The 12,675-nt window shown below is 71.0% G+C and carries 9 protein-coding genes; 5 read left to right on the forward strand and 4 right to left on the reverse strand.

Going from position 1 to position 12,675, the window contains the following annotated elements; all coding sequences use genetic code 11:
- Positions 1 to 27 precede the first annotated feature (27 nt).
- Both KLK06_RS37600 and KLK06_RS37605 read right to left on the reverse strand, forming a co-directional pair.
- Positions 28 to 1,140 carry a hypothetical protein gene (locus KLK06_RS37600; protein WP_214640402.1) on the reverse strand — a complete coding sequence of 371 codons (1,113 nt, stop codon included), beginning with the start codon at positions 1,138 to 1,140 and terminating at the stop codon, positions 28 to 30.
- A gap of 25 nt (positions 1,141 to 1,165) precedes the next feature.
- Positions 1,166 to 2,326 (reverse strand): prephenate dehydrogenase, encoded by a 1,161-nt coding sequence (locus KLK06_RS37605; protein WP_308168623.1) that lies wholly within the window; start codon positions 2,324 to 2,326, stop codon positions 1,166 to 1,168.
- A 292-nt stretch (positions 2,327 to 2,618) separates the two neighbouring features.
- On the opposite strand from KLK06_RS37605, the gene KLK06_RS37610 reads away from it, so the two are divergent.
- The 3 genes from KLK06_RS37610 (at position 2,619) to KLK06_RS37620 (ending at position 7,629) form a co-directional block, all read left to right on the forward strand.
- On the forward strand, positions 2,619 to 4,202 hold the full coding sequence (locus tag KLK06_RS37610; protein ID WP_214640404.1) for an MBL fold metallo-hydrolase: 1,584 nt from the start codon (positions 2,619 to 2,621) through the stop codon (positions 4,200 to 4,202).
- Positions 4,203 to 4,264: 62 nt separating this feature from the next.
- Positions 4,265 to 5,287 carry a 4-hydroxyphenylpyruvate dioxygenase gene (hppD, locus tag KLK06_RS37615; protein WP_214640405.1) on the forward strand — a complete coding sequence of 341 codons (1,023 nt, stop codon included), beginning with the start codon at positions 4,265 to 4,267 and terminating at the stop codon, positions 5,285 to 5,287.
- On the forward strand, positions 5,284 to 7,629 hold the full coding sequence (locus KLK06_RS37620) for an aminotransferase class I/II-fold pyridoxal phosphate-dependent enzyme (RefSeq protein ID WP_214640406.1): 2,346 nt from the start codon (positions 5,284 to 5,286) through the stop codon (positions 7,627 to 7,629). Before hppD ends, KLK06_RS37620 begins: the two co-directional genes overlap by 4 nt.
- A gap of 54 nt (positions 7,630 to 7,683) precedes the next feature.
- Here the strand turns inward: KLK06_RS37620 and KLK06_RS37625 are convergent, their stop codons facing one another.
- Positions 7,684 to 8,478 carry an alpha/beta fold hydrolase gene (locus KLK06_RS37625; protein ID WP_214640407.1) on the reverse strand — a complete coding sequence of 265 codons (795 nt, stop codon included), beginning with the start codon at positions 8,476 to 8,478 and terminating at the stop codon, positions 7,684 to 7,686.
- Positions 8,479 to 8,679: 201 nt separating this feature from the next.
- Between KLK06_RS37625 and KLK06_RS37630 the strand changes: the two genes are divergently transcribed.
- Positions 8,680 to 9,648 (forward strand): TauD/TfdA family dioxygenase, encoded by a 969-nt coding sequence (locus KLK06_RS37630; RefSeq protein WP_214640408.1) that lies wholly within the window; start codon positions 8,680 to 8,682, stop codon positions 9,646 to 9,648.
- 28 nt (positions 9,649 to 9,676) lie between these two features.
- On the opposite strand, the gene KLK06_RS37635 is transcribed toward KLK06_RS37630, so the two are convergent.
- The gene (locus KLK06_RS37635; RefSeq protein ID WP_214640409.1) at positions 9,677 to 10,876 is read right to left on the reverse strand and encodes a cytochrome P450; all 1,200 of its coding nucleotides are present in this window, start codon (positions 10,874 to 10,876) and stop codon (positions 9,677 to 9,679) included.
- Between the two features lie 314 nt (positions 10,877 to 11,190).
- On the opposite strand from KLK06_RS37635, the gene KLK06_RS37640 reads away from it, so the two are divergent.
- The coding region (locus tag KLK06_RS37640) for a condensation domain-containing protein (protein WP_250906611.1) at positions 11,191 to 12,675 on the forward strand (1,485 nt) is incomplete at its 3' end.

Below are 12,675 nucleotides of genomic sequence, written 5' to 3' on the forward strand. Positions count from 1 at the left end.
TCATCGGTGGTCGGTGGTCGGTGAGCGTCACAGGTACACGTGGTCGAGCAGGGCGGCTGGCGCGCGCCGCGCGAACAGGCCGTCGGTCAGGCGGTACGGATCCACCCACCCGGCGGGTGTGGCGAACCCCCGCAGGTACGCGGGCAGATCGCCCGTATCACCGGCCTCACCCGCCTCGCCCAGCATCCGGCCGGCCCGCGACAGGGCTCGGCGCAGCAGGTCCGGGCGGAACGGCTCGGAGGCGGTGCGCTTGAGCATCGCGATGAAGTACAGGCGCATCCCGAGGCGGTAGACGGCCGGGTCGAACTCCCGCAGGCACAACTCGGCGAGCCGGCCCAGAGAGTGGCCGTCCCATCCGCCGTGCCGGCTGGAGCGTACGACGCCACCGATCGGCACCCGCCCCAGCGGCAGCCGCGACGGCCGGGCGCCCAGCTCGGCCAGCACCCGCGCCAGCAGCGCGTAGTCGTGGGCCAGGTCCTCGTCGTAGACGAGCAGCACCTCGTCGCCCGTGGCCAGGCGGGGGATCAGGTCCCGCAGGATCACCAGCAGGTAGTTGGCGTGCGCGTCCACGCCGATCACCGGGCGCAGCGGCATGCCCCAGCGGGTCCCGTCCAGGTACGCGGGCCCGCCGTGGCGGCGGTGGTCCACGCACAGGTGCCGCCGCGCCAGCAGTTCGACGGTCTCGTCGATCGAGGCCACGGTTGGCCGGTCCGCGCTCAGGCCGGGGTCGTGCACGCCGAGCAGGTCGAGCTGCCGCTTCCAGTCGCAGGTGGCCGCCCGCGTGGCCGGGTGGACCCAGCCCTCCCGCTCGACGCGCTCGGTGTAGTGGCGCAGGCGGTCCATGGGGCGGATGTCGCCCGAGGCGTGGCAGCGTACGTACAGGTGGCCGAGGTCGTCGGGGGACAGCGCGGCGAAGTCGAGCTCCGGATGGCGGCGATCCAGGTAGTCCCAGAACTGGATGGTCTGCCCCGTCAGGTTCGCGGCGCGCGGGTTCCAGTAGTACTCCAGGTCGCGTACCAGCCGCGTGCCCCGGAAGAGCGTGTCCACCCAGAGGAAGCCCTTGACGTGCGTGGGCAGCAGGGGCTTGGTGGCGGTGATGGTGACGGGCGCGAGCAGCAGCCGCCGGGCAGGACCATGCACGTACGCTTCCCTCGGATCTGGGCGGTCAGCGCTGCCGCCAGCCCTGGTTGTGCAGCGCCTTGCGCAGCGTCGCCGCCAGGCCGGGCAGGACGCTGATCTGGACGAGCCCCGCGGGCTGCCCGGTGGCGTGCTCGATGCGGACGTCCTCGATGTTGACCCCCGCCTGGTCGGCGTCGGCGAACAGGCGGGCCAGCTCGCCCGGCTGGTCCCCGATGACGGCGGTGACCGTCTCGAAGCGCTCCGGCCGGGTGTCGTGCTTGCCGGAGATGCGGGCGCGGCCCGTACGGCCCCTGCGCAGCACGTCCTCGACGACGGCCAGCCCATCTGCGCGTTCCCGGCCGTCGCCGGCGAGCCCGCGCAGGGCCGTCACCATCCGCCCCAGGTCGGTGCCCAGCTCCTCGAGCAGGTCGGCCACGACCCTGGCGTTGGCGCCCAGGATGTCCATCCAGAGCCCCGGGTCGGCCTCCGCGATGCGGGTCAGGTCCCGCAGGCCGGGACCGGCCAGGCTCACCTCGCGTTCCCCCGCGTGCTCCAGGCGCTGGGCGACCAGGCTCGCCACGACGTGCGGCGCGTGCGATACCAGCGCCACCGCCCGGTCGTGCGCGACGGCCTCCATGACCACCGGCACCGCGTCGCACAACGCCACCAGCTCCAGCGCCGTGTTGAGCGTCTCGGTGCCGGTGTCGGGCGTCGGCGTGAGCGCCCACATCCGGCCCTCGAACAGGTCGGCCCTGGCCTTGAGCGGGCCGCTGTGCGCCGCGCCCGCCATCGGATGGCCGCCGATGTACGACGAGGTGTCGCAGCCCAGGGCGACGGCCTCCCGCTGCGCCTCCGCCTTGACGCTGGCCACGTCCGTGTGGTGCGCGGCCACGCCCTCCGCCTGCAGCCCGGCCAGCACCCTGGCGACGTGGGGCGGCGGCACCGCCACGACCGCCAGGTCCACCGCCTCCGACGGCGGCCGGGCGGTCCCGGCGCCGAGCGACGCCGCCGTCCGTACCGCCTCCGGGTCCGCATCCCGCAGGTGCACGGTCACGGCGTGCGCGCGCAGCGCCAGCGCCACCGAGGTGCCCACCAGCCCCGTACCGATCACCAAAGCCGAATGCATAACGGCAGCGCCCATCTCGTCCGACGAAGCGGGCTTCGAGCGCCCGGTCGATCCCGGACCATAGACGTTCGACGCCGCCATGATCCACCGTGCACGGGCCTTGCGGAAAACGCGTACGGAATGACGTCCTTAATATTTCGCCCCGCCGTGTTCAACTGCCGCGCCGCCACACTTGAACAAAAGTGTTCAACGGGCCGGCACCTTGCCGCCGAATGTCCCGCCGGGTCATTCTTCCCTTCGCCGGCCCCTCAAGTGCGGACCCGGTCACCCGGTAGTCGTCCATTTCTTCACGGTCCGCCGCAGTGCCATGCGCAATAACCCGTGTGCCCCGGGCCGGTTCCTGTTGTCAGTTCACCTCGAGGGGAGCGCGCAGATGGCTGATGAGCAGTTGTTTCTGCGGTCGAAGGTCATCGTCGAACCACTAGTGGACAGGTTCTTCGCCTGGCCGCACACGATCGCGCCGGTGCAGGCGGCGATGAACCTCGCCCGGCTCCAGGTGCCGTTGCTGGAGTCGTACCTGCAGTCGCCGCAGGTCCACGTGGCGGCCAGCAACAACCCGGAGCTGCGCGGCGGCTACTTCGTCAACATCCCCGAGTCGCGCGCCGACGAGGTACGCGACCTGCTGGACACCATCAGGCGCGAGCGCGCCGCCATGCTGCGCTTCGCCGACGCGATCGCGGCCGGGCAGGAGATCCTGCGGGCCAGCGCCACCGGTTTCGACCTGACGCCGCTCTACCCGAAGCTGCCCGCCGAGCTCGGTGGCCTGGTCGAGCTGGCCTACGACACTGACAACCAGGCGCAACTGCGCTTCATGGAGCCGCTCGTCTACAAGAGCGACGTCTACGCCGAGGCCCGCCAGTCGGTGCAGCTGTCCTTCGAGACCGGCATCGAGCGCCCCTTCATCCTCAGCACCCCGCGGCTGCCCTCGCCGGACGTCCTGGAGCTGGGCATCCCCTTCCGCCACCCCGGCCTGGAGGAGCTGTTCAAGACCCGGGTACGCCCGACCACCCTGCGTCACCTGCGCGAGGCGCTGGAGCTCGACGACGCCCAGGCGGTCCAGCTGTCCGCCATGCTCAGCGACCGCCCCAGCCTGGCGCCCGACCGGCACATCGAGGGCGGCGGCCGGATCCGCTACTTCGGGCACGCCTGCCTGGTGCTCCAGACGCCCGAGGCCGCCATCGTGACCGACCCGTTCATCAGCGCTGACAGCACCGCCGGCGACCGGTACACGCTCGACGACCTGCCCGACTACATCGACCTCGTGCTCATCACGCACGGGCACCAGGACCACATCGTCCTGGAGACCCTGCTCCAGCTCCGCGGCCGCGTCGGCGCCGTCGTCGTCCCGCGCTCCTCGCGCGGCAACCTGTGCGACCCGTCGATAGGGCTGATGCTGAGCCACCAGGGCTTCCCGGTGATCGAGGTCGACGACTTCGACGAGATCCCCTTCCCCGGCGGCAAGGTGACCGCCACGCCGTTCCTCGGCGAGCACTGCGACCTGGACATCCGCGCCAAGTCCACGTACTGGGCTGAACTGGCTGGCAAGAATGTCTTCATCGGCGCCGACTCCTCCGGCATCGACCCCACCCTGTACCGCTACATCAAGGGCCATCTCGGCACGGCTGACTACGCCTTCCTGGGCATGGAGTGCGACGGCGCCCCGCTGTCCTGGCTCTACCAGGCGCTGCTCACCATTCCGATCCCCAAGAAGATGAGCAACTCCCGCAAACTGTCGGGCTCGAACGCCGAGCAGGCCGCGGCGATCATGACGGAGCTGGGCGCCAAGGAGGGCTACATCTACGCCATGGGCGAGGAGGACTGGCTCGGCCACGTCATGGCCACCACATACAACGAGGACACGTACCAGATCAAGCAGATCAATGAGTTCCTCGCCTGGAGCTCGGAGCGCGACATCAAGGCCGGGCACCTGTTCAAGCAGCAGGAATGGCGCTGGTAGCCGGCTGACGAAGCCCGTATCGCCCGACGAAGTGGCCATCGGTTCCCCCAGGAGGTATCCCCATGGCTGTGCAAGACATCTCGTACGTCGAGCTGTTCACGCAAGATAAGATCTCGGCCGTCGACTACCTGGTCACAGCCATGGGGTTCACCCGCGTCGCCGACTCCGTGGAGGTCGACCGGAGCTCCGTGCTGCTGCGCCAGGGCGAGGTGCAGATGGTCGTCACCTCCGGCCACGGGATCTGTAAGTTCCTCGACGACCACGGCGACGGCATCGCCGACATCGGCTTCACCTGCGACGACGTGGCCCGCACCAGTGCGGCGGCGGCCGCGGCCGCCGCCGGGCCCGTCCAGACCATACGCGGCAACACGGTCGTGCCCGGCTTCGGCGGCGTGACCCACACCCTGCTCCCGCCGGTGGACGCCCCCGCCCACGTGGCGCCCCCCGGCCGCAACTGGGTGCCCACCCCGGACCTCTCCGCCAACGGCGACGGCCACATCAAGCTCCTCGACCACGTGGCCGTCTGCGTCGAAGGAGGCAGGCTCGGCGAGTACGCCGACTACTACCGCGACGCCTACGGCTTCTCCCGCTACTCCTCCGAGTACGTCGACACCGGCGGCCAGGCCATGGACTCCATCGTCGTGCGCAGTTCATCGGAACGCGTCACGATCACCCTGGTCGCGCCCGACCCGGGCAAGGACGGCGGGCAGCTCGACGCGTTCCTCGAACGCAACGGCGGGCCCGGCGTGCAGCACCTGGCCTTCCTCGTGGAGGACATCATCGCGGCCGTACGCGACTGCCGCGAAGGCGGCGTGGACTTCCTGGCCACGCCCGCCACCTACTACGAGCGGCTCGCCGACACCTTCCAGGAGGGCCGGTTCGGCATCGCCGAACTCCAGGAGTCGCAGGTGCTCGCCGACCACGACGAGTGGGGGCAACTGCTGCAGCTGTTCAGCCGCTCCCCGTATGAGCGCAACACGCTGTTCTACGAGCTCATCCAGCGTCTGGGCTCACGCGGGTTCGGCAGCTCCAACATCCGCGCGCTGTACGAGGCCGTCCAGCGCGACCGCCTGAGCGCCGGATGATCACCCTCACGGACTACGCCGATGCGGCGCGCGAGCGGCTCGGCCCGGCCGTCTGGGACTTTGTCGAGGGCGGCGCCGGCGCCGAGCGCACGCTGGCCGCCAACCTCACGGCCTTCGAGCACGTACGGCTGCGGCCCCGCGTTCTGACCGGCCTCGGCTTGCCCCACACCAAGACCGAGGTTCTCGGCCGGGTGTGGGGCGCGCCGGTGGGTGTCGCGCCCATGGCGTACCACACGCTCGCCCACCCCGAAGGGGAGGTCGCCACCGCCCGCGCCGGCGTGCCGTTCGTGGTGAGCACCTTCGCCTCCCGCACCTTCGAGGACATCGCCGCGGCCGCCACCGCGCCGCTGTGGCTGCAGGTCTACTGCTTCCGCGACCGTACGAGCACCCGGCGGCTGGTCGAGCGGGCCGAGCGGGCCGGCTTCGAGGCCCTGGTGCTCACCGCCGACGCCCCCAGACTGGGCCGCCGGGTTCGTGACCTGCGCAACGGCTTCGTGCTGCCGCCCGGCGTCGAGCCGGCCAACCTCACTGGCACCGGCTTCTCCTCACCGGGCGGGCACGCGCTCGCCGAGTTCGACGCCGCGCTCGACTGGTCCGTCGTCGGGTGGCTGCGCTCGATCAGCTCCTTGCCGGTCCTGGTCAAGGGCGTGCTGACCGGCTCCGACGCGCTGCGGGCGCGGGAGGCCGGGGCCGACGGCGTCGTCGTGTCCAACCACGGCGGGCGGCAGCTCGACGGCGCGCCGGCGACGTTCGACGTGCTGCCGGAGATCGCGGGCGCGGTATCCGGGAGTTGCGCCGTGCTGATCGACGGCGGGGTACGCCGCGGCGCCGACGTCCTGGCCTGCCTCGCCTCCGGCGCCGACGCCGTGCTCGTCGGGCGGCCCGTGCTGCACGGGCTGGCCGCGGGCGGGACCGACGGCGTGGCCGGGGTCCTCGGCGTCGTCACCGACGAACTGGCCGAGGCGATGCTTCTCACCGGCGTCCCCTCACCCCGCGACGCCGGCCCCGGACTGCTCACCCCTACAGAACCGGCTGTCCTGGTCGCCGAGGCTGTGGCGCGGCCGGGCGGGGTGTCGTTGCGCAGGCGGGACCTGCACGGCAGTCTCGCCGACCCGTTGCTCGACACCATGAACTTCCTCAACGAGATCACCCACCGCTACCCGGACGCGATCTCGTTCGCCCCCGGCCGTCCCCACGACGGCTTCTTCGCCACCGAGGACGTCTTCACCCACCTGCGCCGCTACGTCGATCACCTGGAAGAGAGCGGCGCCACGCCCGCCCAGGTCCGCTCCGCCCTCTTCCAGTACGGCCCTACCAACGGCCAGATCCGCGACCTCGTCGCCGCCTCGCTGCGCGCCGACGAGGGCATCGACGTGTCGCCGAGCTCCATCGTCGTGACCGTCGGCGCCCAGGAGGCGATGCTGCTCGCGGTCCGTGCCCTCATAGCGGGCCCCGACGACGTGCTCCTGGTCTCCAGCCCCTGCTACGTCGGCATCACCGGCGCGGCCCGCCTGCTCGACGTCACCACGGCCGTGGTCGAGGAGCACACGGACGGGCTCCGCTGCGCCGACCTGGAGGCGGTCATCCTGGCCGAACGGGCTCGCGGACGCCGCCCCCGCGCCTTCTACGTGGTGCCCGACCACTCCAACCCGTCCGGGGTCACCATGCCTCTGAGCACCCGCGAGGAACTGCTCGCCCTGTGCGCCCGGTACGACGTCCTGGTCCTGGAGGACAGCCCGTACCGGATGGTCAGTCCCGGCCCGCAGCTTCCGCCGCTCAAGGCCCTCGACCGCGAGCGCCGCGTCGTCCAGCTCGGCTCGTTCTCCAAGACGCTCTTCCCCGGCGCCCGCGTCGGTTACGCCGTGGCCGACCAGCCGGTCGAGGGTGGCGGGTTGCTGGCCGACGAACTGTCCAAGATCAAGAGCATGGTGACGGTGAACACCTCACCGGTGAGCCAAGCGGTCGTGGCCGGCATGCTGCTCGCCGCGCGGGGCCGTACGTCGGACCTCAACACCGAGACGGCCGCCTACTACGGCGACGCGATGCGCACCACGCTGCGGGAGCTGGCCGCGTGCTTCCCCGACCGCGAGACGCTCGGCGTGAGCTGGAACGAGCCCAGCGGCGGCTTCTTCCTCACGCTCCGCGTACCGTTCCGCGCCGACAACGACGCCCTGGCCCGTTGCGCGGAGGAGTACGGGGTCATCTGGACGCCCATGTCGTACTTCTATCCGCAGGGCGGCGGCGACCACGCCATCCGGCTGTCCGTCAGCTACCTGCCCGGCGCCCTCATCCCGGAGGGCTGCGCCCGCCTGAGCCGCTTCGTCAGGGCCCAGGCCGGGTGATCGGTTCTCCGCGCCCGGGAACCCGCTTCGGCCCTTGTCGTCCGGGATCTCGCTTCAGTTCTTGTCCAGGAACTCGATGATCGCGGTGTTCACCGCGTCGGGACGTTCCAGATTGCCCAGGTGACCGCAGCGAGGCAGCTCCACCAGGTCGCAGTCCGGGATGGCGTCGGCCACCTCGGCCACCAGGTGCGGCGGGCACACCAGGTCGTCGGCGAAGGCGATGGCCCGGCACGGCACGGTGACCCGCCGCAGCGCGGGCCGCCGGTCGCCGATCGTGTCCACGCCGAGCTGGCCGGCCGAGCCGCGGCCGGCGCCCGTCATCAGCTCGAAGATCTCCAGCCAGCCGGTGGCGGCATCGTCGTCGTTCAGCGTCGCGGGGGACAACATCTCGAGGACCGTGCGCATGGCCTGGTACGTGGCGGGCAGCTCGACCCCGCTCTCCCGCAACGCCCGATCCGCCCGCGACAACGCCCGCCTGGTCGCGTCCGACCGTGACCGGGTGGCGATCAGCACCGCCGAGCGCACCAGCTCAGGAGACTCCAGGGCCAGCTCCTGAGCGATCATTGCGCCCATGGACGTGCCCACGACGCGGCACGGCCCGATCCCCAACGCTTCGATCAGCCCTCTGGTGTCGGCCACCATGTCCGCCAGTGTGTACTCACCGGGTGGCACGCTCGACGGCGCGATGCCCCGGTTGTCGAACACGATCGTCTCGTATCCGGCCGCGTTGAGCGCCGGCGTCTGGTGCATGGTCCAGACGTGGCCGGCGGCGTTCGAGCCCATGATGAGCAGGACGGGGTCGCCGCTGCCTGAACGCTGGTAGGAGAGCTGGATCCCGTTGGTGCTCACGAACGGCATGGGGCGCTCTCGATGACGGTCGGCGTGGGCACGATGCCTCCTGCTCATGTGTGTCGGGGGAGTGCGCGCGTGGGAGCGCGTTTCACCATGACATGGGACACGTCAGGGCGTCGAACACCCGTCCAACTGGCGCGGGGCCGCACTTGAACGCGCTCGCCCGGCCGGGGGCAGGGCCCGCATACTCGCCCCCGGATGTGGCCGATCAGAGAGGTCTTCGCCATGAGCGCGTACAACGACTGGAAGCCGATGGAGATCCGACCCGACGGCGCCGGGGCCGACGCGGACGGGCTGCGCCGCACGCTGGCGGCGATGGGCGACTTCGGGGACGTGCTCACCCAGGCCAAGGTCGTGGTCTTCCGCGGCTTCCAGGTGGGCGAGCACGAGCTCGACGAGGTCATGGACCTGCTGCTGCCGAACCGGCTGGCCTACACGCACGGTACGTCGCCGCGTACCAAGGTCGCCGCCGGCAACGTCTACACCTCCACCGAGTACCCGAGCGAGCAGACCATCGCGATGCACAACGAGCTGTCCTACAGCCACAAGTGGCCCGCCCGGCTGCTGTTCTACTGCGCCACGACACCGGGGTCCGGCGGCGCCACGCCCGTCGTCGATGGCGCGCTGTGGCTGGAGTCCCTCGACGAGAAGGTACGGGACGCCTTCGCCGGCGGCGTCCGCTACTCGCAGAACCTGCACGACGGGTTCGGCCTGGGGCGGAGCTGGAAGCAGACGTTCGAGACCGACGACCGCGCGCAGGTGGAGGCGTTCCTCGAAGAGGGGCGTTTCGACTGGAAATGGACCTCCGACGGCGGGCTGCGCATGGTGAGCGCCGTTCGTCCCGCCTCGATCCAGCATCCGGTCACCGGATCCACGGTCTGGTTCAACCAGGCCGACCACTTCCATCCGGCCGCGCTCGGCGACGACATCGCCCGCGAGCTGGCCCAGATCCTGCCGCCCGAGGAACTGCCGCAGTCCGTCACGTTCGCCAACGGCAGCCCCATCCCCGACGAGTACGTCATCCACGTCCACGACCGCGGGCTGGAGATGGCCGTGGACGTCGACTGGCAGCAGGGCGACCTCATGGTCATCGACAACGTCGCCGTAGGACATGGCCGCCGCCCCTACACAGGCGACCGCCGCGTCCTGGTCGCCATGTCGGACTGACCCCGGCCCACCGGACCGGCGATTCGGGCTAGCGGTCCGCCTTCAGGAGCACCGGGAGGCGTTCCGGGCCGTTGACCACGATCGAGTCCAGGAGCTTCGGTTCGCCGTCCGGCTCGATACGTACCGACCGGTCGAGCAGTTCGCCGTACAGCAGGCGCAGCTCCACCCGGGCCAGGACGCTGCCGAGACAGAAATGCTCGCCGAAGCCCAGGGCCAGGTGCCGGTTCGGGCGCCGCCGTACGTCGAAGGCGTCCGGGTCGTCGAAGACGCGCTCGTCGCGGTTGGCCGACGGCAGCCAGAACACCACCTTGTCGCCGGGCTCGATGGCCTGGCCGTGGATCTCGACCGGCCGTACCGCGGTGCGCATGATGTGCGTGGCGGTGGACGTCCACCGCAGAACCTCCTCCACCGCAGACGGCAGCAGGTCGGCGTCGCCGGCGAGCGCCTGCCACTGGTCAGGGTGCTCGAGGAACGTGAGCATGCCGCCGGCCGCCGCGATCCGCGTGTTCTCGGTGCCGCCCACCAGCAGGTTGTCGCAGTTGAGGATGACGTCGTCCGGGCTGAGCCGCTCGCCGTCCACCTCCGCCGTCGCCAGCACGCTCACCAGGTCGTCGGCCGGGTTCGCGGCCTTGTCCGCCTGCAGCGTCTCGAAGTAGCCGAGGATCTCCAGGTGGGCGAACCTGCGGGTGAGTGGGTCGCCGGCGGCGAACGCCTGGCTGGTCAGCTCGTACAGGTGCTCCCAGTCCGGTTCGGGGACGCCCATCATCTGGCAGATCACGTACAGGGGGACCCGGGCCGCGACATCGGCCACGAAGTCGACGCTGCCGCGTTCGAGCGCCCGGTCCACCACGCCGCGCGTGATGTCGCGCATCTCCGGCTCCAGCGCGCGGATCGAGCGGACCGCGAACCACTCGTCCACCAGCGCCCGCAACCGGCGGTGCCGCGGCGGATCGGTCAGCGCCAGCGTCCGCCCGCCTCCCGGGTCCGCGCCGTGCTCGGCCGGGCGCAGCAGGATCCCCTGCGCCGAGCTGAACGTCTCCGCGTCCCGGTACGCCGTGCGCACGTCGTCATAGCGCGTCAGCGACCAGAACCCGGGCAACTCGGTCGGCGGCTGCCAATGGACCGGCGCGTGCTCACGCAGCCAGCGCCATTGCGCGAACGGGTCACCGTGTGAGTAGAGTGCGGGATCCACCAGGTTGATATGCGGCGGCGCTGACATTTCCGCCATGCCGGTGCCTCACATTCTTTTTCCTTTCCGTGGTCGGCCGACCGCCGGACGCCTTACCGTGTCAGGGCCTTTCTCAGCCCGTCAAGCGTGCCTTTTGCGCCGCTCGGGGGCGTACAACTGCGGCGGCGAAGCAGTTGAACGGCGCCGTTGATCCCGCGCTCGGCCCCGGGCCATAGTGGGCGGCGCGCGAATCCCGAATTGCATCGCCTTGATATTTGGCTGTGCGCGCGCACGTGAACGGATTTCCGGCCGGAGAAGGCTTGGCGCGCGGCCGCCCGTCCAGCCGGCGTGTCGAACGAATTGGGGTGCTCGGAATGGCTGCAGCTCACGGCGAACTCCGCGAACTGATGTCCGGCCAGCTCGCCATGTGGTACGCCCAGCGATTCGCGCCGGACAACTGGAGCTTCCGCATCGCGGAGTACATGGAGATCCGCGGTGAAGTCGACCTCGCGCTGCTCGAACGGGCGGCGCGCCGGCGGCTGGAAGAGGTCGAGGCCTTTCGGCTGCGCTTCCGGGTGATCGACGGCGTCCCCCTGCAGTACGTGCACGATGTGCGCGACTACCCCGTACCCGTCGTCGATGTCAGTGCCGAGCCCGATCCGCACGCCGCCGCCGAGGAGTGGATGCGCGCCGACCTCCACGGGCCCGTGAACCTCGAGGGCGGCAGCCTGTCGGCCACCGCGCTCATCAGGCTCGCCGACGACCTCGTCTACTGGTACAGCTCGGTCCACCACTGCGCCATGGACGGGCAGGGCGGCGTGCTCGTCGCGACCCGGGGCGCGGAGCTGTACACGGCGTACCTGGAGGGCCGTCCGGCCGAGGACGGGGCCGTGGAGCCGGTGTCGGTGCTGTTCGACGCCGACCGGGCCTACCGCGAGTCCGCCGACTTCGAGCAGGACCGCCAATACTGGCTCGACCGGCTCGCCGACCTCCCGATCGTGACGGCCGGCGGCTCGAACCGGATCCGCCGTGCCCAGCAGGCCCCCCTCCGGTACACCGACGACGTCGCCCCCTCGGAGGCCGCCGGGCTCAAGACAGCCGCGCGCCGCCTGCGGACCAGCCTCGCCGGCCTGTCCATCGCCGCGGCGGCCCTCTACCAGCACCGGATGACCGGGGAACGGGACGTCGTCATCGGCATCCCCGTACGCGCCCGCGCCGGCAAGCGGGAGATGGCGATCCCCGGCATGACCTCGAACATCCTGCCGCTGCGTCTCACCATCGACCCCGGCACCACTGCCGCCGACCTGCTCCGGCAGACCGCCCAGGCGATCAGGGAAGGGCTGCGGCGCCAGCGCTACCGGTACGAGGACATGCACACCGACCTGCGGGTCGCCGAGGGCGAACTGTGCGGGCTGCTGGTGAACGTCATGTCGTTCGACTACGACCTGCGCTTCGGCGACTGCGCCATCACCGCGCACAACCTGTCGACCGGGACCGTCAACGGTATCCGGATCGACCTCTATGACCGGTCGGGACTGCAGGTCAACGTCGATGTGAACCCGGACCTGCACGACCTGGACGCGGCGGCCGACGTGTCGCGGCGGTATCTGAGCGTGCTGCGCTGGCTGGCGGGCGCCGCCGGCGAGGACCGCGTCAGCGGGGCGGAACTCCTCGACGACGAGGAGCGGCGCCTGGTGGTGGAGGAGTGGAACGACACGGCTGGCGAGGTGTTGTCGGGGTCGTTGGTGGGGTTGTTCGAGGCGCAGGTGGGGCGGTCGCCTGGGGCGGTGGCGGTGGTGGGGCCGGGTGGGGAGCGGGTGTCGTTTGCGGAGTTGGATGGGCGGGCGAATCGGTTGGCG

Origin of the sequence: Nonomuraea sp. NEAU-A123 (genome assembly GCF_018603905.1) — a bacterium.
Taxonomy (GTDB): Bacteria; Actinomycetota; Actinomycetes; order Streptosporangiales; family Streptosporangiaceae; genus Nonomuraea.

Bases quoted from the DNA above. Each gene is read 5' to 3' on its own strand.
- KLK06_RS37605 (WP_308168623.1), bottom strand. From the start codon at position 2,326: ATGGCGGCGTCGAACGTCTATGGTCCGGGATCGACCGGGCGCTCGAAG.
- KLK06_RS37610 (WP_214640404.1), top strand. From the start codon at position 2,619: ATGGCTGATGAGCAGTTGTTTCTGCGGTCGAAGGTCATCGTCGAACCA.
- hppD (WP_214640405.1), top strand. From the start codon at position 4,265: ATGGCTGTGCAAGACATCTCGTACGTCGAGCTGTTCACGCAAGATAAG.
- KLK06_RS37620 (WP_214640406.1), top strand. From the start codon at position 5,284: ATGATCACCCTCACGGACTACGCCGATGCGGCGCGCGAGCGGCTCGGC.
- KLK06_RS37630 (WP_214640408.1), top strand. From the start codon at position 8,680: ATGTGGCCGATCAGAGAGGTCTTCGCCATGAGCGCGTACAACGACTGG.
- KLK06_RS37635 (WP_214640409.1), bottom strand. From the start codon at position 10,876: ATGGCGGAAATGTCAGCGCCGCCGCATATCAACCTGGTGGATCCCGCA.